19 protein-coding genes are annotated in these 24574 nt (G+C 72.5%); 5 read left to right on the forward strand and 14 right to left on the reverse strand.

Translation table 11 applies throughout. The annotated features are described in order from the left end of the window. Positions 1 to 29: 29 nt before the first annotated feature. From ispG to OG900_11250, 5 genes are all read right to left on the reverse strand, one after another. Complete coding sequence (gene ispG / locus OG900_11230; protein WUH90612.1) at positions 30 to 1184, reverse strand: flavodoxin-dependent (E)-4-hydroxy-3-methylbut-2-enyl-diphosphate synthase; 1155 nt, start codon at positions 1182 to 1184, stop codon at positions 30 to 32. Positions 1185 to 1283: 99 nt separating this feature from the next. Then, complete coding sequence (locus OG900_11235) at positions 1284 to 2600, reverse strand: site-2 protease family protein (protein ID WUH90613.1); 1317 nt, start codon at positions 2598 to 2600, stop codon at positions 1284 to 1286. Further along, positions 2597 to 3850, reverse strand: coding sequence for a 1-deoxy-D-xylulose-5-phosphate reductoisomerase (dxr, locus tag OG900_11240; GenBank protein ID WUH90614.1), 1254 nt, complete (start codon positions 3848 to 3850; stop codon positions 2597 to 2599). Before dxr ends, OG900_11235 begins: the two co-directional genes overlap by 4 nt. A 79-nt stretch (positions 3851 to 3929) precedes the next feature. Continuing rightward, positions 3930 to 5852 carry an acyl-CoA dehydrogenase family protein gene (locus tag OG900_11245; protein ID WUH90615.1) on the reverse strand — a complete coding sequence of 641 codons (1923 nt, stop codon included), beginning with the start codon at positions 5850 to 5852 and terminating at the stop codon, positions 3930 to 3932. Between the two features lie 124 nt (positions 5853 to 5976). Beyond that, positions 5977 to 7431 (reverse strand): aldehyde dehydrogenase family protein, encoded by a 1455-nt coding sequence (locus OG900_11250; protein WUH90616.1) that lies wholly within the window; start codon positions 7429 to 7431, stop codon positions 5977 to 5979. A gap of 228 nt (positions 7432 to 7659) precedes the next feature. Here OG900_11250 and OG900_11255 point away from each other — a divergent pair, with 228 nt between their 5' ends. After that, positions 7660 to 8079: a hypothetical protein gene (locus tag OG900_11255; GenBank protein ID WUH90617.1), complete on the forward strand. Its 420-nt coding sequence runs from the start codon at positions 7660 to 7662 to the stop codon at positions 8077 to 8079. Positions 8080 to 8109: 30 nt separating this feature from the next. Here OG900_11255 and OG900_11260 read toward each other — a convergent pair whose 3' ends face one another. Together OG900_11260 and OG900_11265 are read right to left on the reverse strand one after the other, a co-directional pair. After that, positions 8110 to 9660, reverse strand: coding sequence for a PucR family transcriptional regulator (locus OG900_11260; protein ID WUH90618.1), 1551 nt, complete (start codon positions 9658 to 9660; stop codon positions 8110 to 8112). Between the two features lie 88 nt (positions 9661 to 9748). Continuing rightward, positions 9749 to 11881 carry an ATP-binding protein gene (locus tag OG900_11265; GenBank protein WUH95707.1) on the reverse strand — a complete coding sequence of 711 codons (2133 nt, stop codon included), beginning with the start codon at positions 11879 to 11881 and terminating at the stop codon, positions 9749 to 9751. 265 nt (positions 11882 to 12146) lie between these two features. Here OG900_11265 and gabT point away from each other — a divergent pair, with 265 nt between their 5' ends. Together gabT and OG900_11275 are read left to right on the forward strand one after the other, a co-directional pair. After that, complete coding sequence (gene gabT / locus OG900_11270; GenBank protein WUH90619.1) at positions 12147 to 13478, forward strand: 4-aminobutyrate--2-oxoglutarate transaminase; 1332 nt, start codon at positions 12147 to 12149, stop codon at positions 13476 to 13478. 395 nt (positions 13479 to 13873) lie between these two features. Then, positions 13874 to 14542, forward strand: a complete 669-nt coding sequence (locus tag OG900_11275; protein ID WUH90620.1) for a phosphatase PAP2 family protein — start codon at positions 13874 to 13876, stop codon at positions 14540 to 14542. Here the strand turns inward: OG900_11275 and OG900_11280 are convergent. The 7 genes from OG900_11280 to OG900_11310 all read right to left on the reverse strand — a co-directional run bounded on the left by OG900_11280 (position 14501) and on the right by OG900_11310 (position 22504). Further along, positions 14501 to 16009: a CoA-acylating methylmalonate-semialdehyde dehydrogenase gene (locus tag OG900_11280; protein WUH90621.1), complete on the reverse strand. Its 1509-nt coding sequence runs from the start codon at positions 16007 to 16009 to the stop codon at positions 14501 to 14503. The two genes, OG900_11275 and OG900_11280, sit on opposite strands and share 42 nt — an antisense overlap. Positions 16010 to 16274: 265 nt before the next feature. Beyond that, on the reverse strand, positions 16275 to 16724 hold the full coding sequence (locus tag OG900_11285; GenBank protein WUH90622.1) for a hypothetical protein: 450 nt from the start codon (positions 16722 to 16724) through the stop codon (positions 16275 to 16277). A 137-nt stretch (positions 16725 to 16861) separates the two neighbouring features. After that, complete coding sequence (locus OG900_11290) at positions 16862 to 18259, reverse strand: FAD-binding oxidoreductase (GenBank protein ID WUH90623.1); 1398 nt, start codon at positions 18257 to 18259, stop codon at positions 16862 to 16864. Positions 18260 to 18308: 49 nt separating this feature from the next. Next, entirely contained in the window at positions 18309 to 19100 is a 792-nt protein-coding gene (locus OG900_11295) for an ABC transporter permease (protein WUH95708.1), read from the reverse strand. A gap of 14 nt (positions 19101 to 19114) precedes the next feature. Next, a complete protein-coding gene (locus OG900_11300) occupies positions 19115 to 20053 on the reverse strand; it encodes an ABC transporter permease (GenBank protein ID WUH90624.1) in 939 nt (312 codons plus the stop codon). Next, complete coding sequence (locus tag OG900_11305) at positions 20050 to 21255, reverse strand: ABC transporter ATP-binding protein (GenBank protein ID WUH90625.1); 1206 nt, start codon at positions 21253 to 21255, stop codon at positions 20050 to 20052. Before OG900_11305 ends, OG900_11300 begins: the two co-directional genes overlap by 4 nt. A 16-nt stretch (positions 21256 to 21271) precedes the next feature. Continuing rightward, the gene (locus tag OG900_11310) at positions 21272 to 22504 is read right to left on the reverse strand and encodes a spermidine/putrescine ABC transporter substrate-binding protein (protein WUH90626.1); all 1233 of its coding nucleotides are present in this window, start codon (positions 22502 to 22504) and stop codon (positions 21272 to 21274) included. Positions 22505 to 22782: 278 nt separating this feature from the next. Between OG900_11310 and OG900_11315 the strand changes: the two genes are divergently transcribed. Together OG900_11315 and OG900_11320 are read left to right on the forward strand one after the other, a co-directional pair. After that, the gene (locus tag OG900_11315) at positions 22783 to 23820 is read left to right on the forward strand and encodes an adenosine deaminase (GenBank protein WUH90627.1); all 1038 of its coding nucleotides are present in this window, start codon (positions 22783 to 22785) and stop codon (positions 23818 to 23820) included. Then, positions 23811 to 24530, forward strand: a complete 720-nt coding sequence (locus OG900_11320) for a glycerophosphodiester phosphodiesterase (protein ID WUH90628.1) — start codon at positions 23811 to 23813, stop codon at positions 24528 to 24530. Before OG900_11315 ends, OG900_11320 begins: the two co-directional genes overlap by 10 nt. Positions 24531 to 24574 lie beyond the last annotated feature (44 nt).

The raw sequence follows: 24574 nt of genomic DNA on the forward strand, positions 1-24574 counted from the left end.
GGACGCGGGGCGGACCGGAATCGGGCCGATCAGGAGACGCTCACCTGGGGCTCGCCGGAGGCCACCCCGGCTTCCTCCATCTGCTCGGCCAGCTTCATGGCCTCCTCGATCAGCGTCTCGACGATCTTCGACTCGGGCACGGTCTTGATGACCTCGCCCTTGACGAAGATCTGCCCCTTGCCGTTGCCGGAGGCGACGCCGAGGTCGGCCTCGCGGGCCTCGCCGGGGCCGTTGACGACGCAGCCCATCACGGCGACCCGCAGCGGCACCTCCATGCCCTCAAGGCCGGCGGTGACCTGGTCGGCGAGCTTGTAGACGTCGACCTGGGCGCGGCCGCAGGACGGGCAGGAGACGATCTCCAGGCGGCGCTGGCGCAGATTCAGCGACTCCAGGATCTGGATGCCGACCTTGACCTCCTCCGCCGGAGGGGCCGACAGCGAGACCCTGATGGTGTCGCCGATGCCCTCGGCGAGCAGCGCGCCGAAGGCGACCGCGGACTTGATGGTGCCCTGGAAGGCGGGGCCGGCCTCGGTCACGCCGAGGTGCAGCGGGTAGTCGCACTTCTGGGCGAGCAGCCGGTAGGCGGCGACCATGACGACCGGGTCGTTGTGCTTGACGGAGATCTTGATGTCGCGGAAGCCGTGCTCCTCGAAGAGCGACGCCTCCCACAGCGCGGACTCGGCCAGCGCCTCGGGGGTGGCCTTGCCGTACTTCTCCAGCAGGCGGCGGTCCAGGGAACCGGCGTTGACGCCGATCCTGATCGGCACGCGGGCGTCGGAGGCGGCCTTGGCGATCTCCCGCACCTTGTCGTCGAACTGCTTGATGTTGCCCGGGTTGACCCGGACCGCGGCGCAGCCGGCGTCGATCGCGGCGAAGACGTACTTCGGCTGGAAATGGATGTCGGCGATGACCGGGATCTGCGACTTCCTGGCGATCGTGGCCAGCGCGTCGGCGTCGTCCTGGGTCGGGCAGGCGACCCGGACGATCTGGCAGCCGGAGGCGGTCAGCTCGGCGATCTGCTGGAGGGTGGCACCGATATCGGAGGTCCGCGTGGTGGTCATCGACTGGACGGACACCGGGGCGTCACCGCCCACGGCAACGGTTCCCACCTGGATCTGACGGCTTTTGCGGCGTTCGGCGAGCTTGATCGGAACATCCGGCATACCGAGCGAAATCGCGGTCATCTGCGTGGCTTCCCCAAGGTGTGACACAAGTCCCGGCGAGGGCGGGCTCCGCTTCGAGGTTACGGCACCCGCCCCGCGTCTCTCACTCGGCTCAGGGCATTACGAACTCAGTTTGACCGGGTTGACCACATCCGCGATCAGTACCAGCAAGGTGAAGGACACAAAGATTCCGGCCACGACATAAGCGACCGGCATGAGCTTGGCCACGTCGAAGGGACCGGGGTCGGGCTTGCGGAAGACCCGGGCGGTGTGGCGCCTGACGGACTCCCACAGGGCGCCGGCCACGTGGCCTCCGTCCAGCGGCAGCAGCGGCAGCATGTTGAACAGGAACAGCGACAGGTTGAAGCCCGCGACGAGCATCACCATCGTGGCGATCCGGTCGATGGCCGGCTCCTTGAGCGAGAAGACCTCGCCGCCGACCCGGGCCGCGCCGACCACGCCCATCGGGGAGTCCGCCTTGCGCGGGGCGCCGTCGAAGGTGGCCCGCCACAGGTCGGGGATGCGCTGCGGCAGCCGCAGCAGCGAGTCGAGGCCCTGCCGGGCCATGTCGCCCATGTGGCCGACCGAGCTGGTGAAGCCCTGCGGCTGGATGTGGCTGGCCGGGCTGAAGCCGAGGAATCCGGCGGTCACGGTGCCGTCCTCGACCTCGCCGTGGCTGTCGGTCTTCGCCACCACGTTCCGCGTGATGACCGGGTGCAGGGTGACCTGCTTGCCGGCCCTCTCCACCACGATGACGGCAGGGCCCACGCCGGTCCTGATGTCCTTGGACAGCGCGGCCCAGTCCTTGACCGGCCTGCCGTTGAAGGACACGAACTTGTCGCCGGGCTGGAAGCCGGCGGTCTTCGCGGGCGCGACCCGGTCGGTGGGCAGGCAGGGGTTGTCCGGGTTGCGCTTGGCGGTGTCGGCCTGCGAGATCACGCAGTCGCTGACCGAGCTGACGACGGTGGTCTGCTCGGCGATGCCGATGCCCATGAAGACCGACAGGGCCAGCGCGAAGGCCAGGATCAGGTTCATGAAGGGCCCGGCGAACATCACGATGACGCGCTTCCAGGGCTTGCGCGTGTAGAACAGCCGCGTCTCGTCGCCGGGCTGCAGCTCCTCGAAGGCCGCCGAGCGGGCGTCCTCGATCATGCTGCGCCAGGGCGAGGTGGAGCGGGCGGTGATCCTGCCGTCCTCACCGGGCGGGAACATCCCGATCATGCGGATGTATCCGCCGAGCGGGATGGCCTTGAAGCCGTATTCGGTGTCGCCCTTCTTGCGGGACCAGATGGTCGGGCCGAAACCCACCATGTACTGCGGCACGCGGATCTTGAACAGCTTGGCCGTGGAGAGGTGGCCCAGCTCGTGCCAGGCGATGGAGACCATCAGGCCCACGGCGAAAACCACTATGCCGAGGACCGTCATGAGAGCGGTCATACGCCTGTTGCCTCCGATGTCCTGGCCAGTTCCACGGCCCGAGCGCGTGCCCAGGCCTCCGCTTCGAGGACGTTCTCGACCGTCAGGGAAGTTCCCGGCTCGGGTGTGCCGTGTTCCTCGACGACCTTCGCGACCGTGTCCACGATCCCGGTGAACGCCAGCCGGCCGGCGAGGAAGGCGTCGACGCACTCCTCGTTGGCCGCGTTGAACACCGCGGGCGCGGTGCCCCCGAGGCTACCCACATGGCGGGCCAGCGCGACCGACGGGAAGGCGTCCTCGTCGAGCGGGAAGAACTCCCACGTCGACGCCTTCGACCAGTCGAAGGCCGGCGCGGCGTCCGGCACCCGGTCCGGCCAGCCCAGGCCCAGCGCGATCGGCATCCGCATGTCGGGCGGGCTGGCCTGCGCGATCGTGGATCCGTCGGTGAATTCCACCATGGAGTGGATGTACGACTGGGGGTGCACGACGACCTCGATACGGTCGAAGGGGACGTCGTAGAGCAGGTGCGCCTCGATCACCTCAAGACCCTTGTTGACCAGGGTCGCGGAGTTGACGGTGATGACCGGGCCCATGTCCCAGGTGGGGTGGGCGAGCGCGTCGGCGGGGGTGACCGAGGCCAGTTCAGCCCTGGTGCGGCCGCGGAAGGGGCCGCCGGACGCGGTGACGAGCAGCTTGCGCACCTCCTGGCGGCGGCCGCCCAGCATCGCCTGGAAGAGCGCGGAGTGCTCGGAGTCGACGGGCACGATCTGGCCGGGCTTCGCGAGGGCCTTCACCAGCGGGCCGCCGACGATCAGCGACTCCTTGTTGGCCAGGATCAGCACCCGGCCGGCCCGCAGCGCGGCCAGCGTGGGCCGCAGGCCGATGGAGCCGGTGATGCCGTTGAGCACGGAGTGGCACTCGAAGGCCGCCAGTTCGGTGGCGGCGCCGGGTCCCGCGAGGATCTCGGGCAGTGCGGCACCGGGCCCGTAGACCTCGGCCAGCGTCTCGCGCAGGGGGCCGACGGCGGCCTCGTCGGCGACGGCGACCGTGGTCACCCGCAGCTGGTGGGCCTGCTCGGCGAGCAGCCTGACCCGGCTGCCCGCGGCGGAGATCGCGGTGACGCGGAAGCGGTCCGGATTGCGGAGCACCACGTCGATGGCCTGGGTGCCGATCGATCCGGTGGAGCCGAGGATCACGATGTCGCGGGGGCCGCCCGCCGGGTCGCCGGCGAGGAGCGGGCGGTAGTGCGGGTCTGCGAGAGCGTCCGTCATGGAGCCATTGTGTCGTGCGGATGCCGTGCGCCGTCCACTGCCCCGCGAGGGCTGTGGACGGCGCATCACGCGCTGTGCCTCAGTGCACGGGCCGGTGCACGTCGGCGGTCTGCGACGGGCCGGGCTCGGCCTCGGCGATCCAGGGGCCCTCCCTGCTGGGGTCGATGATGCCCGCCTCGAGCCATTCGGCGCTGCCGCCCATCACCGCCTTGGTCAGTGAGCGGTCGGCGCTGTCGGTGTTGGTCCACAGCCGGGCGAAGAGCTCGTCGGTGCGCACCCGCGCCTGCCGGCAGAAGGTGTCGGCGAGCTGCCGCGCCTGCGGGCCGTGGTCGCCGCTGGACCCGAGGTGCTGTGCCCTGACGCAGGCGGCGCTCATCGCGAACAGCTCGGCGCCGATGTCGACGACGCGCGCGAGGAAGTTCTGCTTGGTCTCCATCCGGCCCTGCCAGCGCGACATGGCGTAGAAGGTGCAGCGGGCGAGCTTGCGCGCGCTGCGCTCCACATACCGCAGGTGGGTGGCGAGGCCGTCGAACTCGGCATACGAACTCGGCAGCTGCCCGGGTCCCGCGACGAGTTTGGGCAGCCACTTGGCATAGAAGCCGCCGGCCTTGGCTCCGGCCCTGGCCTTGTCGCCGAGGGAGGCGTCCGGGTCGATGAGGTCGCCAGCCACCGACAGGTGGGCGTCGACGGCCTCCCGGGCGATCAGCAGGTGCATGATCTCGGTGGAGCCCTCGAAGATCCGGTTGATCCGCAGGTCGCGCAGCAGCTGCTCGGCGGGTACGGCCCGCTCGCCGCGGGCGGCCAGCGAGTCGGCGGTCTCGAAGCCGCGGCCGCCGCGGATCTGCACCAGCTCGTCGGCGATCCGGCAGGCGGCCTCCGAGCCGTAGAGCTTGGCGAGCGCCGCCTCGATCCTGATGTCGTTGCGCTCCTCGTCGGCCATCTGCGAGGACAGGTCGAGCACCGCCTCCAGGGCGAAGGTGGTCGCCGCGATGTACGCGATCTTGGAGCCGACGGCCTCGTGCTGGGCGATCGGCTTGCCCCACTGCTCGCGGGCCGCGGACCACTCCCGCGCGATCTTCAGGCACCACTTGGCGGCGCCGACGCAGCCGGCGGGCAGCGAGAGCCGGCCGGTGTTGAGCGTGGTCAGGGCGATCTTGAGGCCGGCGCCCTCGGGGCCGATGCGGTTCGCGGCCGGCACCCGCACCTGGTGGAAGCGGGTGACGCCGTTCTCCAGGCCGCGCAGGCCCATGAAGGCGTTGCGGTTCTCGACGGTGATGCCCTCGGAGGCGGCCTCCACCACGAAGGCGGTGATGCCGCCCTTGTGGCCCTCGGAGGCGGGCACCCGGGCCATCACGACCAGCAGGTCGGCGACGACGCCGTTGGTGGTCCACAGCTTCACGCCGTCCAGCACGTAGTCGTCGCCGTCGGGGACCGCCGCGGTGGCGAGCCTGGCGGGGTCGGAGCCGACGTCGGGCTCGGTCAGCAGGAAGGCGCTGATGTCGCTGCGCGCGCAGCGCGGCAGGAACTCCTCCTTCTGCTCCTTGGTGCCGAACATCTTCACCGGCTGCGGTACGCCGATCGACTGGTGCGCGGACAGCAGCGCGCCGATCGCGGGGCTCGCGGTGCCGACCATGGCGAGCGCCTTGTTGTAGTACACCTGGGTGAGGCCGAGGCCGCCGTAGGCGGTGTCGATCTTCATCCCGAGGGCGCCGAGCTCCTTCAGGCCCCGGATCGTCTCGTCCGGGATGCGCGCTTCCCGGTCGATCCTGGCGCCGTCGATGGAGGTCTCGCAGAAGTCCCGCAGCCGGGCGAGGAATTCCTCGCCCCTGGCCGCCGCCTCGGGCGTCGGCATCGGATACGGGTGGATCAGGTCCAGCCGGAATCGGCCGAGGAAGAGCTCCTTCGCGAAGCTCGGCCTGTGCCAGTCCCGCTCGCGGGCGGCCTCAGCCACCTGGCGTGCTTCGCGTTCAGAGACCTTGCGTGTTGCAGCGGGTGCGGACACGGTTGCGTCACCTCCGGGTAGCCGGTTACCGACCGGTGCTACTTGTCCGTACTACCCGAATTCCGGCGACCCCACCAGACGAGCCGTCAGCGCCGGGCCCCTCGCGGCGGTCTGCGACCGCCTCTCACAGGTCGAGGCCGGTGAGCACCAGCACCCTCTCGTAGGTGTAGTCCTCCATCGCGTACTTCACACCCTCGCGCCCCGAGCCGGAGTCCTTGACGCCGCCGTAGGGCATCTGGTCGGCCCGGTAGGAGGGGGCGTCGCCGATGATGACACCGCCCACCTCCAGGTCGCGGTGGGCGCGGAAAGCGAGCTGCAGGTCGTGGGTGAAGACGCCGGCCTGCAGGCCGAAGCGGGAGTCGTTGACGGCCGCGAAGGCTTCCGCGGCGCCGTTGACCCGTTGCAGTGACAGGACGGGCCCGAAGGCCTCCTCGGTGGCGAGCACCGCGTCGGCCGGCAGGTCGGCCAGCACGGTGGGCGCGTAGGAGGCCCCGTCGCGGGCGCCGCCGGCCAGCAGCTTGGCGCCCTTGGCGACGGCGTCGTCCACCCACTGCTCCACGCGTACGGCCGCGGCCTCGTTCACCAGCGGGCCGACGTCGGTGGCCTCGTCGGCCGGGTCGCCGGTGGCCTGCGCGCGGACCGCCGCGACGACGCGCTCGGCCAGGGCGTCGTAGACCGCCGCGTCGGCGATGACCCGCTGCACCGAGATGCAGGACTGGCCGCCCTGGTAGTTGGCGAAGGTCACGATCCGGCTCGCCGCCCAGTCCAGGTCGGCGTCCGAGGACCAGTCGGCGAGCACCACGGCCGCCGCGTTGCCGCCCAACTCCAGGGTGACGTGCTTGCGCGGCACCGAGTCCGCGATGGCGTGGCCCACGGTGTCGGAGCCGGTGAAGGAGATCACCGGCAGCCGCGGGTCCTGCACCAGCGCCGGCATCCGGTCGTTGGGCACCGGCAGGACGCTCCACGCGCCGGCCGGCAGGCCCTCGGCCCCGGCCAGGATCTCGCCGAGCAGCAACGCGGACAGCGGGGTCGCGGGCGCGGGCTTGAGGATGATCGGCACACCGACCGCGAGGGCCGGGGCGACCTTGTGCGCCACCAGGTTCAGCGGGAAGTTGAAGGGCGCGATGCCCAGTATCGGGCCGCGCCCGAAGCGCCGGGTCAGCGCGAGCCGTCCGACCCCGCCCGGGTCGGTGTCGAGGCGCTGAGCCTCGCCGGAGTTGAAGCGGCGGGCCTCCTCGGCGGCCCAGCGGAAAACCGACACCGCCCGGCCGACCTCGCCCCGCGACCATTTCAGCGGCTTGCCGTTCTCCGCGGTGATGAGCCGGGCTATCTCCTCGGCGCGCTCGGCCAGCCGCTTCGAGACGTGGTCCAGCGCGGCGGCCCGCACATGCGCGGGCGTCGCGGAGAATTCCGCCTGCGCCGCGGCCGCCGCCGCGACGGCCGCCTCGACCTGCGCCTCGTCCGGCACGCTCACCCGGCCGACCAGGGCGCCGTCCCAGGGGCTGGTCACGTCGAAGGAGTCCGTGCCGGCGGCCTGCCGGCCGGCCAGCCAGAACGCGTACGGGGCTGCGGTCGTCACGGTTCTTCCGCCCATCTGTCGCGGGTCTGTCGCGGGTGTCGCTCCCTGCCACGGTAGGCACGGGCGGCACCCTGCCGAGTTGTCCACGGCGGAGCAGGCGTCGGCCCGCGCGCTACGCAATGGCCAGCGCCGCCGCCATGGGCCGGATGGGCCCGGTGGTCCGGAAGCCGCCCCGCCGGGCGCCCGGCGGCCCTATCCTGGCGCCCCGGCACGGGGAGGGACGGGCGGATGGCGCAGACGGTCACGATCGCACTGGACGACGGCTCGACGGTGGAGGCGGAGATCGTGGGCGAGGTGCCCTTCCAGCACCCCGACGACTCGGAGGGCTACGACGACGTCGGCGTACGCTCCCGGGCCGCGTCCATGGGCTCCGCCGTCACCCTGACCCTGGAAGGCGTGCGCGACACCGTGCGCAGCGTCGGCCGCTGGGCCGCGCAGACCATCACCGAGGGCGGCGCCGCCGGCTCCCCCGACTCCTTCGAGGTGGAGTTCGGCCTCAAGCTCGCCGTGAAGTCCGGCCAGCTGCTCGGCGTCATCGCGGAGGCCGGCACCGAGGCGGGCCTGACCGTGCGGATGTCCTGGGACCTCGCCGCCCGCCGGGCCGCCACCCCGCCGCCCGGCGGCACGGGGGCGCCACCGGCGCCGTAGGCGTCACCGCGAGGGCCTTCACCGCGAGGCTCAGGCGCCGGCCTCGGCCTCGGTCTTGAGGGCCAGCCACAGCTCCATGCGCACGTCGGGGTCGTCCAGGGAGCGGCCGAGGATCTCCTCGACCCGCCGCATCCGGTAGCGCAGCGTGTGCCGGTGCACCCCGAGGTCGGCCGCCGCCGCGTCCCACTGGCCGTGGTGGGACAGCCAGGCGTGCAGCGAGGCGACCAGGTCGCCGCGCGAGGTGGCGTCGTGCTCGCGCAGCGGCCGCAGCAGGCCCTCGGCGAAGGCCCGTACGGCGTCGTCGGCGAGCAGCGGCACCACCGACCCGGCGCCGACCTCGCCGTGCTCGACCAGGTTGCGGCCCCTGCGGACCGCGACCGCCAGCGCCCGCTCGGCCTGCCGGTTCGCCTCGGGCACCTCCTCGGGCGGCACCGCCGCCGACAGCCCCGCGGCCAGCGCGTCCTCGGCCTCGGCCAGGTCGGCCGCCGCCGCCAGCGCGGTGGCGTCCTGCGCGGCCAGCACGATCAGCCGGGCGTCCTCCTGGATCACCAGCAGCGGGTCGCCGGAGCGGGCGGCGGCCGAGTCCACCCGCTCGGCCAGCCGGGACAGCGCCTCCGGGCCGCGCTGGGCGTCGCTGGGCTCGGCGATCAGCACCCGCACCGGGTGGTCGAGCAGGCTGCGGTAGAGCGCGCCCGCGACACTGCGGGCATGGCCGGCCTCGCCGGCGAGCAGCATCCGCAGCAGGGCGGCGGCCAGCCGGGTGTGCGCGTCCTGGAGGGTGCGGGACTGCTCCAGCGACAGCGTCAGCAGGGCGACGGCGGCGTGCACCACATAGCGCGCCGAAGTGTCGAGGCGCTCCTCGGTGCCGACCGCGAGATAGCCGCGCGGGCGGCGCCCGGTGCCCAGCGACTGGATCTCGACCCGGTCCTCGCTGCCCGCGGGCCCCGCGACGGCGGCGCCGGCCGGCCCCTGGATCTCCCGCAGCCGGTCGATCTCGCCCGTCAGCCGGGCGGCGCGGCGGCCCGCCCAGTCGGGCGCGGCGGCCACCACGGCGCCCGAGGCGTCGTAGAGCGCCGCCCAGCCGTCGAGGTGGGCGGCGAGCCGGGCCAGCAGCGCGGCCGTGCCGTCAGGGGCGAGCGCCGCCCGGGTCAGCTCGCGCTGGGCGTCGAAACCCGCGGTCACCGCCTTGTAGCGCTCGGCGGCGAGCGCGGCGGAAACGGTCTTGCTGATCGCGATGAAGGGTGTCCTGCGCGGCACCTCGACCAGCGGCAGCCCGCCCCGCTCGGCGGCCGCCACCAGGGCCTCGGGCACCGTGTCGTGCCCGACCCCGACGCCGAAGCCCAGCCCGACGACCTTCGCGGCGGTCAGCCGCCGCACATAGCCGCGCATCGCCTCCGCGTCGCCGACCTCCAGCTTGAGCCCGGTGGTCAGCAGCAGCTCGCCGCCCTCCAGATACGGGCCCGGATCGTCCAGTTCGCTGGTGTGCACCCAGCGGACCTCCGGATCCAGCCGGTCCTTGCCGGCGAGGACGGTCAGCTTGAGCGCCGAGTGCTGCACGAGGGAGGCGAGGGTGAGCGGCATACGGACCAGATACCGGCAATCGCTGGATTTTGGCCGACCGGGAGTGGTCGCCCCCTCCAATTGTGCCGCACCGTACAGCCCGCCCCCCTCACCCCCGCAGATCCACCAGGATCGGCGGCGCGTGCTCCCCCGTCGTCGCCGTCAACGACACCACCGCATGCCCGGCGGGCACGGCATGGGCCAGATCCGAAGCGGACCACCGCTCCCGCTCGACCTCGCGGACGGTGACCGACTCGGTGGTGACCGCCTCACCGGTGAAGAGCTTCCGCACCCCGCGGCTGAGCCGCCGCGGAAGGCCGCCGGACTGGTCGGGGGTACGGGTGACGTCCCTGGTCTCCACCCAGGTGGTCCCCCACGCCTCCGCGAAGCGCTTGCCGTCCCAGGTGGTCACCCCGGACATCGCCATCCGGCAGCCCATCGCGCCGAGCAGCGCGGTGCGCAGGTCGTCGGGCACCTCGTCGAGCGTCCGCAGGGTCATGACGACCCCGGCGTTCGCCGAGCGCAGCCGGGCCAGCCCGCCGACCGACTCGGCGGTGACGGTGTGGGCCGCGTCGTCCAGGACCAGGCAGGCGAAGAGCGTCCGGTCGCGCCGCGCGGTGACGGCGGCCGTGAACTGCGCAAGCAGCAGGCGCACCAGGATCCTGGACGCCTCGATGTGTCCGTGCTCGGGCAGGTCGACGCGGACCCGCACCGGGTGTTCGAGCGCCCGCATCGAGAACGGGCGGGTGCGGCCTGTGACGTCGAAGAAGCCGGCGAAGGCCGGCCGGTCGAGCAGGGCGATCCGGTCGGCGAGCAGCGGGCCGATGTCGCCGCGCTGGCCCGTCTGCCGTTCGCGGGCGTCCAGCTCCCTGGCCAGCCCGGGGGCGCCGGCCGCGTCGAGCGCGTCCCGCAGTGCGGCGAAGGCGTGCGGGGTGCCGTCGAGCAGTTCGCGCAGCTCGGGGACCGCGGGGAAACGGCCCCGTGCGGTGCGGAAGGGGCCGAGGATCTGCCGCAGGGCGCTCGTCGCCCGGCGGGTGTCGGCGGCCCCGCTGTGGGCGTCGAGCAACGCTTCCGCGAGCGTTCCCGCCGCCACCTCCGGATCGTCGGTTCCGTAGAGGTCCAGGTCGTAGCGGGACGCCGGGTCGGCGAGTGCGATCACGACGTCGTAGGCGTCGGAGGGCCCGAGGTAGGAGCCCGCGGAGCCGACCGCCACCACCGCGGCCTGCCCCGCCAGCGCCTGAAGGCACAGCGATTCGGCGACGGGCCGCACCACCTGGCGGGTCTTGCCGGATCCCGAGGGGCCGACCACCACGAGCCCGGTGCCCAGCAGCGTCGGGTCGAGCGCGATGCCGGACCCTCGGTGCTGGTAGGGGTTGCGGTCGTCCTCGGTGCCGCGGCCGATCCGCACCTGGCGGGCCACCAGGTCATGCGGGGCGCCGCGGTGCGGCAGGTCACGGGCGCCGGACGGGTGGCCGCAGGCCGCGCCGCCGTCGCGCAGCACCCCGTCGGTGAAGGCGTCGAGCCGGCCGGGGTCGGTCACCGCGTTGCGCCACGCACTGCGGATCCGGGCGTAGTCGACGTCGTTCATCCGGCCGGTGCGCACCTCGGTGGTGAGCCGGTCGGCGAGCGCGTGCCGCTGGGCCGCCCGCAGCTCGGGCCAGACGACCGGGTCCTCGTCGGGGTCCGCGGGCGCGGCTCCCGGTTCCGGGGCGTCCACGAGCTTGCGCATCGCGGGCTCGCCGTATCGGCGCCAGACCTCCAGCCACTGGCCTTTGCGTCCGAGCATGAGCCCCAGCAGGAAGAGCACCACGGCGTATCCGGAGTAGCCGAAGACGGTCTCGAAGAAGAGGGTGTGTGTCCAGCTGTCGGGCAGGAAGATCCGCAGGATGTCGATGACCAGCTGGTAGGCGAGGTCGCCGCCGTTGAAGAAGAGCGACCAGAGGAATATCGCGGACAGCCCGGTCAGTGCGGCGAGCCCGAGCAGGTGGCGGCCCGACAGGCGGTTCGGGTCGGGCTTGGGGCGCGGGGTGTGCCCGAAGCCGTAGATGCCGGGCGCGTCGGCCGCACGGGGGGTGCGCAGCCAGATTTCCAGGGCCGACGCGGGCGGCGCCTTGGCAGGCATCGGCGGCGGCGCGGTGGGCCGGGGTACGGGGCTGGTGGGTTGGGGCGGTGCGGCCGAGGGGGTGGGCGGGCCGGTGCCCGCACGCCCGTGGCCGTAGCTCTGCGTGCCCTCGTGATCCATGGCATCCATGGCGCGTCTGCCCCTCGTCGCCGCCGATGCGCACAATGTAGTCGAGCCGCTACACCCAAAGAAAGGATCTTGGCCGGACGCCCGCCCCGGCCGGGCCGGGGGGCCCAGTGCGCCCGGGGCGTCGGCACTGGCCGATCCGGCGAAGAGGTGCCGGTCAGTGCGACCGATCGGCGTATGCGGGGGGTGGTTGGGGCGGCCTAGCCTCGGGGAAGGTCCGGATGGAGCTGGGTCGAGGAATTCGAGGAGAATGCCCGTCATGAGCGAATTGCCGCAGGAGCGCAGGCTGGTCACCGCCGTGCCGGGGCCGAAGTCGCAGGAGTTGTCGGCCAGGAAGTCGGCGGCGGTCGCGGACGGGGTGGGGGTGACGCTGCCGGTGTATGTCACGCGGGCCGGCGGCGGGATCGTCGAGGACGTGGACGGGAACCGGCTGATCGACTTCGGGTCGGGCATCGCGGTGACGTCGGTGGGGAACAGCGCGCCGGCGGTGGTCCGCCGGGCCACCGCGCAGCTGGCCGACTTCACCCACACCTGCTTCATGATCACGCCCTACGAGGGCTACGTGGAGGTCGCCGAGCAGCTCAACGCGCTCACGCCCGGCGACCACGCGAAGAAGTCCGCGCTGTTCAATTCCGGCGCCGAGGCGGTGGAGAACGCGGTGAAGATCGCCCGCTCCTACACCAAGCGCCCGGCGGTGGTGGTCTTCGACCACGGCTACCACGGCCGCACCAATCTGACGATGGCGCTGACGGCGAAGAACATGCCGTACAAGGAGGGCTTCGGCCCCTTCGCGCCCGAGGTCTACCGGGTGCCGCTGGCGTACGGCTACCGCTGGCTGACCGGTCCCGAGCACGCGGCGGAGGAGGCCGCGGCGCAGGCGATCGACATCATCACCAAGCAGATCGGCGCGGAGCACGTCGCGGCGATCGTGATCGAGCCGATCTCGGGCGAGGGCGGCTTCATCGAGCCGGCGAAGGGCTTCCTGCCGCGGATGGCGCAGTTCGCCAGGGACAACGGGATCGTCTTCGTCGCCGACGAGATCCAGACCGGCTTCTGCCGGACCGGGCAGTGGTTCGCGTGCGAGGACGAGGGTGTGGTGCCCGACCTGATCACCACCGCCAAGGCGCTCGCGGGCGGGCTGCCGCTGGCGGCGGTCACCGGTCGGGCCGAGATCATGGACGCGGCCCACACGGGCGGCCTGGGCGGCACCTACGGCGGCAACCCGGTGGCCTGCGCGGCGGCGCTGGGCGCGATCGAGACGATGAAGGAGCTGGACCTGGCCGCGCGGGCGCGGCGGATCGGCGAGGTCATGACGCCGCGGCTGCGTGCGCTGCAGGAGAAGTACCCGGCGATCGGCGAGGTCCGCGGGCGCGGCGCGATGATCGCGGTGGAGCTGGTGCGGCCCGGCACCAAGGAGCCGGACGCGGCGCTGACGTCCGCGGTGGCCAAGGCGTGTCATGCAAACGGCCTTGTGGTGCTCACCTGTGGGACGTATGGCAACGTGCTTCGGTTTCTGCCGCCGCTGGTCATCGGGGAGGATCTGTTGAACGAGGGCCTCGACATCATCGAGGAGGCCTTCGCCGGAGTGTGACCGACGGCAGGAGGCGGGGGCTCGTGAAGAACGTGTGGGGGCCTGATGGCGGAGGGGTGAGTGGACGCCTCGCGGCCTCCGGGGTGACGTACGGTTTCACCGGAACACCCCGCTCGCGGTCGGCTCTGTCGGAGTCGGCATCGAGTGACAACGGGCCGGTGATTCCCCATCACCGGCACGGCAGTGCCCTCGCGCACGCAACCACCGGGTCCGATGGTGGCCCCGGTACACCTCGCCGATCGATCGGCCGTTCGTCCCACACCCCCCGGGACGGGCGGCGCGGCGATCGACATGGCCGCCCCGGAACTGTCCCCCCTGTTCCGGGGCGGCGTTCTGCTGCCCGGCCGCTCAGCGCGCTGGGTGCGGTCTTCGCCGCCGGTGTCGCCCTTTTCGTCGTGCTCACCCGGCAGGTCTCTGACGGCGGTCCTCTGGTGGACCGGGACTGGTCGGTGCTCGGCTGGTTCCAGCGCGCCTCGGCGGCGCATCCGGCGCTGCGCGACCCGGCCCAGGTGCTGTCCGACGTGGGCAATGTGCAGGTCGCGGTGCCGCTGCTGCTGGCCGCGGTGGTCTTCGCGGCGCTGCGGGGCAGGGCCGCGAGGCGGCCGCTGTGGTGGCTGCCGCCGCTGACGGCCGCCCTGGCCATGGCGGTGCTGCCGCTGGTGGTGGGCGGGGTGAAGTCGGCGGTGGCCAGGCCGGCGCCCGGCAAGGTGCATCTGGGGCCGAACGGCTACGCGGGCTTCTTCCCCTCGGGGCACACCGCGACCTCGGCGGTCGCGATCGGTGCGGCGGCGCTGCTGGTGCTGCCCTTCGTGCGGTGGGCGGCGGTGCGCGCGGTGCTGGCCGCGGCGGCGGTGCTGCTGGCCGCCGCGGTGGGCGCGGCCCTGGTGTGGCACGGCTACCACTGGCCGCTGGACGTGCTGGCCAGCTGGTGCCTGGCCGGGGCGCTGCTGTCGGTGGTGGCGGCGGCGGGGGTGCTGGAGCGCGTGGTCGCGGGACGGCGTCCCCCCGCCGCCGGTGCCGGGTCAGCTGTTGGTGGGGAAGCCGAGGTTGATACCGCCGTGTGAGGGGTCGAGCCAGCGCTGGGTGACGGCCTTGCCGCGGGTGAAGAACCTCACGCCGTCCTCGCCGTAGGCGTGCGTGTCGCCGAACAGCGAGGACTTCCAGCCGCCGAAGGAGTAGTAGGCGACCGGCACCGGGATGGGCACGTTGATGCCGACCATGCCGACTTCGACCTCGTGCTGGAAGCGGCGGGCGGCGCCGCCGTCGTTGGTGAACAGCGCGGTGCCGTTGCCGTAGGGGTTGGCGTTGATCAGGGCCAGGCCGTCGTCGTAGGACGGGACGCGCACCACGGAGAGCACCGGGCCGAAAATCTCGTCGTCGTAGACGGACATGCCGGGCCTGACCCGGTCGAAGAGCGTCGGGCCGAGCCAGAAGCCGCTGCCTGCCGCGTCGTCGGACAGCGGGTGCTTGCGGCCGTCGACGGCCAGTTCGGCGCCGTCGGTGACGCCCGAGTCCAGGTAGGAGCTGACCTTGTCGCGGTGGACGCCGGTGACCAGCGGGCCCATCTGGGAGTCGGGGGCGCTGCCGGGGCCCACGGTGAGGCGGGCGATGCGCTGCTTGATCCGCTCGACCAGGTCGTCGCCGACCGGGTCCACGGCGACCAGCACCGACACGGCCATGCAGCGCTCCCCCGCGGCGCCGAAACCGGCGTTGACGGCGGCGTCCGCGGCCAGGTCCAGGTCGGCGTCGGGCAGGACGAGCATGTGGTTCTTGGCGCCGCCGAGCGCCTGGACGCGTTTGCCGTGCCGCGTCGCGGTCTCGTAGACGTAGCGGGCGATCGGGGTCGAGCCGACGAAGGACACCGCCTTGATGTCGGGGTGCTCGAGGAGCCGGTCGACGGCTGGCTTGTCGCCGTGGACGACGTTGAAGACGCCGTCGGGCAGCCCGGCCTCGCGCCACAGGGCGGCAAGGAAGTTCGCCGCGGAGGGGTCCTTCTCCGACGGTTTGACGACCACGGTGTTGCCGGCGGCGATGGCGAGCGGGAAGAACCACATCGGGACCATCGCGGGGAAGTTGAACGGCGAGATCACCGCGACAGGGCCGAGCGGCTGGCGCAGCGAGTAGACGTCGATGCCGCTGGAGGCCTGCTCGGTGAAGCCGCCCTTGAGCAGGTGCGGGATGCCGCAGGCGTATTCGACGACCTCCAGGCCGCGGGCGATCTCGCCGAGGGCGTCGGAGTGCACCTTGCCGTGCTCGGAGACGATGATCGCGGCCAGGTCCTCGCGGCGGGCGTTGAGCAGTTCGCGGAAGGCGAAGAGCACCGTGGTGCGCTTGGCGACCGAGGCGTGCCGCCACTGGCCGAAGGCGTCGAGCGCGGCGCCGACCGCCTGGTCGACGACGCCCGAGTCGGCGAAGTCGACCTGCCCGCCGACCTCGCCGGTCGCGGGGTCGTAGACGTCGCCGCGCCGCTCCGCGGTGCCGGTCCAGGGGCGGCCGGCGATCCAGTGGGTGATGTGCTGGGGGCTCGTCACGGGCTGACCCTTCCGTCGTCGTCCCGCAAGTGTCACCACGGGGGCCCCGGGCCACAAGCACCGCGCCCTCCGCGGGTGGCAGTGCTGTGACCGCAGAGGTTCGCCGGAAAGCTCGCGACGTCCGGTGCGGTGCATCGCAAGGCGCCGGATCAGCCTCGTAGCGGGCCTGCTCGGCCGATTCGGCAACGCCGCGAAGTTCCGCCTTCGGCGGGAGGTGTCCCCAGTGCCGGGCGTCGCGAGCCGGCGGACCTGTGCGGTCACCGCACTAGCCATCCGCCAGCTGCGCGGCCGCCTCGTGCATGGCCAGTTCGAGGACGACCGGGTCGGTGAGGTGGCCGGTGCCGTCCGGCGGGACCAGCCAGCGCACCCCGCGGGTGGGCCGGCCGGGGTAGGGCACCACGATCCAGGTGCCGCGGCCCACCGCCCGTACACCGGTGCCCAGCCAGCGGGCGGCGGTGCCGGGCGGCACGAAGAAGCCGATCCGCGCGTCGCCGAAGTCGGCGAGCACCGGTCCCGGCCGGTCCACCAGCCGGCTGAGGACGTCCAGGGTCGGGTAGCCCAGCGCGCTGCCGAGGACCAGCACGTCCCACTTGCGCCCGGCGGGCAGCAGCGTCACCCCGAGCGGGTTGTCCTCCCACTCCCGGCGGACGCCCTCCGGATCGTGCGCCACCGACGCCAGCCATTCGACCGCACTCATCGCCCCGGCGCTGCCCATGCCGACCCCTCCTTCTGCCCAGTGAGCACTGCTGTCACGGGGGAGAGGGCGCAGGCGGACGGTTATTACGCGGGTTTCGCCACTCGTCGGTAGTGAGACGGCTCACGCAGCACGGCCCGCACGCCCCCGGCGAGGGGTCAGCTGTCGAAGCCGAGCCCTGCCCGGTCCATGGCGCGCAGCCACAGGTTGCGCCGCCCCTGGGCGCGGTCGGCGCGGGCCAGCGACCACTTGGTCAGGCCGATCCCGGCGGAGGCGAGCGGCTCGGGCGGGAAGGGCAGCGGTTTCCTGCGCACCATCTCCAGCCGGGTGCGCTCGGTGTCGGCGCCGGCCAGCAGGTCGAGCACCACCTCGGCGCCGAATCTGCTGGCGCCGACCCCGAGCCCGGTGTAGCCGGCCGCGTAGCCGACCCGGCCGGAGCAGGCGGTGCCGAAGAAGGCCGAGAAGCGGGTGCAGGTGTCGATGGCGCCGCCCCAGGCGTGGCTGAAGGCGAGGCCTTCGAGCTGCGGGAAGCAGGTGAAGAAGTGCCGGGCCAGGGTGCGGTAGGTGGCGGGGCGGTGGTCGTAGTCGGCGCTCATCCTGCCGCCGCGGGGATATACCGCGTCGTAGCCGCCCCACAGGATGCGCTGGTCGGCGGTGAGCCGGAAGTAGTGGAAGCGGTTGGCGCTGTCGCCGAGGCCCTGCCGGCCGCGCCACCCGACCGCCTGGCGCATGGCGTCGGTGAGCGGCTCGCTGACCAGGGCGTAGTCGTAGACCGGGACGGTGTAGGGGCGGACCCGGCGGACCAGGGAGGGGAAGGCGTTGGTGCCGAGCGCGACCCGGTGGGCCAGCACCCGGCCGTAGGGGGTGCGTACGGCCATGCCGGCGCGGTGCCTGACCATGGCGGTGGCGGGGCTGCGTTCGTAGATCCGTACGCCGGCTTCCTCCGCGGCCCGCTGGAGGCCCCAGACGAGCCGGGCGGGGTTGAGCATCGCGACGCCGTGCCGGTCGTGGAGGCCGCCGTGGAAGGTGGGCGAGTCGACCTCGGCGCGGACCTGGTCGCGGTCGAGCAGTTCGACGTCGAGGCCGTTCGCCGTGGCAATTGCCGCGGCTTCGCGGAGCTCGGCATATTGGTACGGCTCGGTGGCCACGTCGATCTCGCCGGTGCGCTCGAAGTCGCAGTCGATGCCGTACCGCGCGACCGCCGCCTCGATGGCGTCGAGGTTGCGGTCGCCGAGGAGGCGGAGCGCGGCGAATTCCGCCGGCCAGCGGGCCAGGCCGTTCATGGCGCCGTGGGTGAGGCTGGCGGCGCAGAAGCCGCCGTTGCGGCCCGAGGCGGCCCAGCCGACCCTGGCCCCCTCGACGAGCACCACGTCGCGGTCCGGGTCGCGCTCCTTGGCCAGCAGCGCCGTCCACAGCCCGGTGTAGCCGCCGCCGACGACGAGCAGGTCGCAGTCCTCCTCGCCGGTCAGCGCCGCCCGCGCCGGGGGCCGCGCGGGGTCGTCGAGCCAGTAGGGCGTCTGCTCGGCGCCGGCGAGCGAACGGGCGGCCGGGTCCATGGCTCCTCCGGTGGAAGGTGGCGGCGGTGTCGGTGGTCCGGTGGCCGGGTCAGGTGCGCGCCCCTCTGCGGCGGCCGCCGACGAATTGCCCGGCCACCACCAGCAGCACCGCGACCGCGAACATCGCCGTACCGATGACGTTGACCTGCACCGGGGTGCCGCGCTGCGCGGAGCCCCAGACGAACATCGGGAAGGTCACGGTGCTGCCCGCGTTGAAGCTGGTGATGATGTAGTCGTCGAAGGACAGCGCGAAGGACAGCAGCGCGCCGGCCGCGATGCCGGGTGCCGCCAGCGGCAGGGTGACCCGCAGGAAGGTCTGGGCGGGGGTGGCGTAGAGGTCCTGGGCGGCCTGTTCCAGGCGCGGGTCCATGCTCATGATGCGGGCCTTGACCGCGACGACCACGAAGCTCAGGCAGAACATGATGTGCGCGATCAGGATCGTCCAGAAGCCGAACCGGATGCGCATGTTGAGGAAGAGGGTGCCGAGCGAGGCGCCCATCACGACCTCGGGCATCGCCATCGGCAGGAAGATCAGCATGTTGGTGGCGGCCCTGCCGCGGAAGCGGTAGCGGGCCAGCGCGAAGGCGGTCATGGTGCCGAGCACGGTGGCGCCGATGGTGGCGTAGACCGCGAGCCGCAGGCTCAGGGTGAGCGAGCCGCACATGTCGGCGACGCCGCAGGGGTGCTGCCAGGCGTCGGTGGAGAAGTGGTTCCAGGTGTAGTTGAAGCGGCCCTTGGGCTTGTTGAAGGAGAAGGCCAGGACGACCAGGTTGGGCAGGATGAGGTAGCCGAGCGCGAGGACTCCCGCGAGCACCACCACGTTCCTGCGCAGCCAGCGCATCGGACGCGTCTGCATCAGACCAGCTCCTCCGTCCCGGCCCTGCGGATGTAGACGGTGACGATCGCCAGGATGGCCGCCATCAGGATGAAGGACAGCGCGGCGGCCGTCGGGTAGTCGAGCACCCGCAGGAACTGCGACTGGATGACGTTGCCGATCATCTTCTGGTTGGTGGAGCCCAGCAACTCGGCGTTGATGTAGTCGCCGGTCGCCGGGATGAAGGTCAGCAGCGTGCCCGCGACCACCCCGGGCAGCGACAGCGGGAAGGTCACCTTGCGGAAGGTGGTGAAGGGCGTGGCGTACAGGTCGCCTGACGCCTCGTGCAGCCGCCCGTCGATCCGTTCGAGCGAGGTGTAGAGCGGCAGGATCATGAAGGGCAGGAAGTTGTACGTCAGCCCGCAGACCACCGCCAGCGGGGTGGCGAGCACCCGGTCGCCCTGGGTGACGTGCAGCCACGAGGTGACGTCCAGGACGTGCACGGTGTTCAGGAACGACACCACGGGCCCCTGGTCGGCCAGGATCGTCTCCCAGGCCAGGGTGCGGATCAGGAAGCTGGTGAAGAAGGGCGCGATCACCAGGACCAGCACCACGTTCCGCCAGCGCCCGGCCCTGAAGGCGATCATGTACGCCAGCGGGTAGCCGATCGCCAGGCAGGCCGCGGTGGCGATACCGGAGTAGAGCAGCGACCGCAGGAAGTGCGGCCAGTATTCGCGCAGCGCGTCCCAGTAGGTCGCGAAGTGCCAGGTGACCTTGAAGCCCTTGTCGAGCGACCCGGTCTGCACGGAGGTCGAGGCCTGGTAGACCATCGGGGCGACGAAGAAGACCAGCAGCCAGGCGGCCCCGGCGAGCAGCAGCAGATACGGCGTCAGCCGGCGCCGCCCGGCGGCCCGGCGCAGCGCCGCGGGTACGGCCGCCGGCCCCGGGGCGGTCGGCGGGGGCGCGGTGGCGGCGGTCATACGGCGGCCTCCGCGGCGGTGCCCGCGCCGTCCGGGGAGAGCGCCGCCTCGACCGCGTCGGAGTCGAGCCCGGCGTCGATGTCCTGGGTGGCGTCCAGGCCGAAGGTGTGCGCGGGGTTCCAGTGCAGGACGACGGGGGCGCCGGGGACGAGCCGGCCGTCGCGTTCGACGTTCGGCACGAAGACCTCGAGCTCCGGGCAGACCGGGCTGTCGATCACGTACTGCGTGGACACCCCGATGAAGCTGGAGTCGACGATCCGTCCCGGCACCCGGTTGCGCCCCTCGGGTATCGCGTCCTCGTCGTCCCGGTGGGCCAGCGCGATCTTCTCCGGGCGGACGCCGGCGAGCACCGTGCCGCCCGCGGTGACCTTGGCGCCGCACCTCGCGGCGGGCAGGGTGAGCCGCTGTCCGGCGGAGACCAGCTGGATGTCGCCGCCCGAGGTGCCGGTGACCTCGGCCTCGATGAGGTTGGAGGTGCCGAGGAAGTTCGCCACGAAGGTGGAGCCGGGGTTCTCGTAGAGGTCGGCGGGGGCGCCTAGCTGCTCGACGCGTCCCCCGTTCATCACCGCGACGGTGTCGGCCATCGTCATGGCCTCCTCCTGGTCGTGGGTGACGTGGATGAAGGTGATGCCGACCTCGGTCTGGATGCGTTTCAGCTCCAGCTGCATCTGGCGGCGCAGCTTGAGGTCGAGGGCGCCGAGCGGCTCGTCGAGCAGCAGCACCTCGGGCTTGTTGATCAGCGCCCTGGCCACGGCGACCCGCTGCTGCTGGCCGCCGGAGAGCTGGTGCGGCTTGCGGCGGGCCATGCCGCCGAGCTGCACCAGGTCCAGCATGTCGCCGACCTGCTGCTTGACCGACTTGATGCCGCGGCGGCGCAGCCCGAAGGCGACGTTCTCGTAGACGTCCAGGTGCGGGAAGAGCGCGTAGTTCTGGAAGACCGTGTTGACCGGGCGCTTGTAGGGCGGCAGGGCGGTGACGTCCTTGCCGCCGAGTGCGACGGAGCCCGTGCTGGGGTCTTCGAGGCCCGCGATCATCCGCAGGGTGGTGGTCTTGCCGCAGCCGGACGCGCCGAGCAGCGCGAAGAAGGACCCGGCGGGGACGGCGAGGTCCAGCGGGTGGACGGCGGTGAAGGACCCGTAGGTCTTGCTGAGCCCGGAGAGGCGGACGGCGTCGCCGGGCACTGCGGTGGGTTCGGTCGTCATGGCAGTTGTCCTCGGGTCAGGCGCCGATGAGCTTGGAGAACTTCTCCTCGTAGCGGGTGTCCTCGTCCTCGCTGAGGGAGCGGAAGCTGTGCGACTTGGCGTCCATCGCGGCGTCCGGGAGGATCAGCGGGTTGGTGGCGAGCGACGGGTCGATCTTCGCCAGGTACGGCTTCACCCCGGCCACCGGGCACACGTAGGCGATGTACGCCGACACCTGGGCGGCGACCTGCGGCTCGTAGTAGTAGTCGATGAGGCGTTCGGCGTTGGTCTTGTGCCGCGCCTTGGCGGGGATCAGCAGGTTGTCGGTCGAGAAGAGGAATCCGGCGTCGGGGAAGACGTACTCGATGTCCGGGTCGTCGATCCGCAGCTGCACCAGGTCGCCCGCCCAGGCCACGCAGGCCGCGATGTCGCCCTTGCTCAGGCCGTCGGTGTAGTCGTTGCCGGTGAATTTGCGGATCTGCTGGCTGTCGACGGCCTTCTGCACCCGGGCGAGCGCCGCGTCGTAGGTGTCGTCGGTGACCGTCTCCGGCTTGTGGCCCATGTCGAGCAGCGTCATGCCGATGGTGTCGCGCATCTCGGACAGCATCGCGACCCGGCCCTTGAGCGAGGGGTCGTCGAGCAGCTGCGAGATCGAGGTGACCGCCCGGCCCTTGGTGGCCTTCTTGTTGTAGGCGATGCAGGTCGCGATGCCCTGCCAGGGGTACGAGTAGGCGCGTCCCGGGTCCCAGTCGGGGCTGCGGAAGCGCTGTTCGAGGTTGGCGAAGGCGTGCGGCAGGTGCGCGGGGTTGAGCTGCTGCACCCAGCCGAGCCGGATCATCCTGGCCGCCAGCCAGTCGGTGAGCACCATCAGGTCGCGCCCGGTGTCCTGGCCCGCGGACAGCTGCGGCTTGATCTTGCCGAAGAATTCGACGTTGTCGTTGATGTCCTCGGTGTACTTGACCTTGATCCCGGTGCGCTTGGTGAAGGCCGCCAGGGTCGGGCGGTGCTTGCCGTCGTCGGAGACGTCGATGTATTCGGTCCAGTTGGAGAAGTCGACCGTCTTCTCCTGCGCCGAGTGGTCGGTGGACGCGGTGCCGTCGCCGGTGCGGCCCGCCGCGGGTATCCCGCAGGCGGCCAGGCCCGCCGCGCCGACCGCGCCGAGGCCGGCGGCGCGCAGCAGCGTCCGCCGGCCCATCGCGGCACGTCCGCCGCTCATACTGCGCCGCAGGGCCGCCCGCAGCGGCGGGGGCAGGGGCTCGTACTGCTCCATGGATGACGCCCTCCGGTCTCGGGGCCTTCGCGGGGGTTATCGGCGAGCGCTGCCCGGTCGCCCGACAGCGTGGCCGATGCCCGGATTGGTGGCTGATCCTGACAGAGGGGTCGTCCTCCAACAAGGGATTCCGTTGTTGCCATTTGGTTACGCGACGAAATCTGTGCCCGGGGCCGCCGATCCGCCGGTCCGGGGCGCCGCTGAGAGGCCGCCGGCGGCCGTTCTACGATGAAGGGCACCGCCCGTCGTATCCGCACCCTTGTCCAGGAGGACCCCGCATGCCCGACAGCGCTCCCGCAGGCGGCCTCGACGCCTTCATCGCCGGGCTGCCGAAGGCCGAGCTGCATGTGCACCACGTGGGGTCCGCCTCGCCGCGGATCGTGGCGGAGCTGGCCGCCCGGCACCCGGACTCGGCCGTGCCGACCGATCCGGCGGCGCTCGCCGACTACTTCAGCTTCCGGGACTTCGCCCACTTCATCGACGTCTACCTCTCGGTGGTCGACCTGGTCAGGGACGCCGAGGACGTACGGCTGCTCACCTACGAGGTGGCCAGGGACATGGCCCGGCAGAACGTGCGCTATGCCGAGCTGACGGTGACGCCGTACAGCTCGACCCGGCGCGGCATCCCCGACCGCGAGTTCATGGCGGCGATCGAGGACGCCCGCAAGGCGGCGGAGGCGGAGCTGGGCGTGATGCTGCGCTGGTGCTTCGACATCCCCGGCGAGGCGGGGATCGCCTCGGCGGAGGAGACCGCGCGGCTCGCGATCGACCTGCGGCCGGAGGGGCTGGTCTCCTTCGGTCTCGGCGGGCCGGAGATCGGGGTGCCCAGGCCGCAGTTCAAGCCGTACTTCGACCGGGCGCGCGCCGCCGGGCTGCACAGCGTGCCGCATGCCGGGGAGACCACCGGGCCCGAGACGGTCTGGGACGCGCTGCGCGAGCTGGGCGCCGAGCGGATCGGCCACGGCACCAGCGCGGCCGGCGACCCGCGGCTGCTCGACCACCTGGCCGAGCACCGCATCCCGCTGGAGGTCTGCCCGACGTCCAACATCGCCACCCGGGCGGTCGCCACGCTCGAAGAGCACCCGATACGGCAGATGGTCGAGGCGGGTGTGCTCGTGACGATCAACAGCGACGACCCGCCGATGTTCGGCACCGACCTGAACACCGAGTACGCGGTCGCGGCCCGGCTCCTGGAGCTCGACCACCTCGGGGTGGCGGGGCTGGCGAAGAACGCGGTCGAGGCGTCGTTCCTCGACGCGCCGGGCAAGGCGCGGATCGCCGCCGAGATCGACGCCTACGCGGCCGCATGGCACTGACCGTCGCCCACCGGGGCGATCCTTACGCGCACCGCGAGAACACCCTGCCGTCGGTGCGCTCCGCGCTGCTCAAGGGCGCGGACGCCGTCGAGGTCGACATCCGGGTGACGTCGGACGGGATGCCGGTGCTGCTGCACGACCCGTCGCTGGACCGCCTGTGGGGCCACCCGCAGGCCGTCGCGGGGCTGGCCTGGGACGAGGTCGTCGAGCTCACCGGCGGGGAGCTGCCGGCGCTGGGCGACGCGCTCGCGGAGCTGCGGCGCCACGCGCACGGCAGGATGCTGCTCGACCTGACCCACGCCGGACAGGTCGGCCCGACGCTGGCCGCGGTCCGCGCCGCGGGGGCCGAAGAGCGGGTCTACTACTGCGGCGGGGCGACCGCCATGCGTGCCGTGCGGGACGCGGACGCGGACGCGGAGATCGCGCTGACCTGGACGACCTCGGCATGGCCCGCGCCCACGCTGCTGGCCGAGGTGGCGCCGCGCTGGCTGAACCTGCGCTTCGGGCTGGTCGACCGGCCCACCGTCACCTACGCCCGCGAGCACGGCCTGCTGGTGGCGGCCTGGACCGCCGACTGGCCGCGCTCGATGCGCCGCCTGCTGGCGCTGGGCACGGACGCGGTCACCACGAACCGGCTGACCGCGCTCCAGCGCCTGACGGGGCGCCCCGCGCCGGGCGGCACGGCGAGCGGCCCGGCGGGGCGCCCCTGAGGGCCGGCCCTTGGGAGCTTTGCCCGGGGGCTGTCCCGCACTCC

It is taken from the genome of Streptomyces sp. NBC_00433 (assembly GCA_036015235.1).
Lineage (GTDB): Bacteria > Actinomycetota > Actinomycetes > Streptomycetales > Streptomycetaceae > Actinacidiphila.

Bases quoted from the DNA above. Each gene is read 5' to 3' on its own strand.
- ispG (WUH90612.1), bottom strand. From the start codon at position 1,184: ATGACCGCGATTTCGCTCGGTATGCCGGATGTTCCGATCAAGCTCGCC.
- OG900_11235 (WUH90613.1), bottom strand. From the start codon at position 2,600: ATGACCGCTCTCATGACGGTCCTCGGCATAGTGGTTTTCGCCGTGGGC.
- dxr (WUH90614.1), bottom strand. From the start codon at position 3,850: ATGACGGACGCTCTCGCAGACCCGCACTACCGCCCGCTCCTCGCCGGC.
- OG900_11255 (WUH90617.1), top strand. From the start codon at position 7,660: ATGGCGCAGACGGTCACGATCGCACTGGACGACGGCTCGACGGTGGAG.
- OG900_11260 (WUH90618.1), bottom strand. From the start codon at position 9,660: ATGCCGCTCACCCTCGCCTCCCTCGTGCAGCACTCGGCGCTCAAGCTG.
- OG900_11265 (WUH95707.1), bottom strand. From the start codon at position 11,881: ATGGATCACGAGGGCACGCAGAGCTACGGCCACGGGCGTGCGGGCACC.
- gabT (WUH90619.1), top strand. From the start codon at position 12,147: ATGAGCGAATTGCCGCAGGAGCGCAGGCTGGTCACCGCCGTGCCGGGG.
- OG900_11285 (WUH90622.1), bottom strand. From the start codon at position 16,724: ATGGGCAGCGCCGGGGCGATGAGTGCGGTCGAATGGCTGGCGTCGGTG.
- OG900_11290 (WUH90623.1), bottom strand. From the start codon at position 18,259: ATGGACCCGGCCGCCCGTTCGCTCGCCGGCGCCGAGCAGACGCCCTAC.
- OG900_11295 (WUH95708.1), bottom strand. From the start codon at position 19,100: ATGCGCTGGCTGCGCAGGAACGTGGTGGTGCTCGCGGGAGTCCTCGCG.
- OG900_11300 (WUH90624.1), bottom strand. From the start codon at position 20,053: ATGACCGCCGCCACCGCGCCCCCGCCGACCGCCCCGGGGCCGGCGGCC.
- OG900_11305 (WUH90625.1), bottom strand. From the start codon at position 21,255: ATGACGACCGAACCCACCGCAGTGCCCGGCGACGCCGTCCGCCTCTCC.
- OG900_11310 (WUH90626.1), bottom strand. From the start codon at position 22,504: ATGGAGCAGTACGAGCCCCTGCCCCCGCCGCTGCGGGCGGCCCTGCGG.
- OG900_11315 (WUH90627.1), top strand. From the start codon at position 22,783: ATGCCCGACAGCGCTCCCGCAGGCGGCCTCGACGCCTTCATCGCCGGG.
- OG900_11320 (WUH90628.1), top strand. From the start codon at position 23,811: ATGGCACTGACCGTCGCCCACCGGGGCGATCCTTACGCGCACCGCGAG.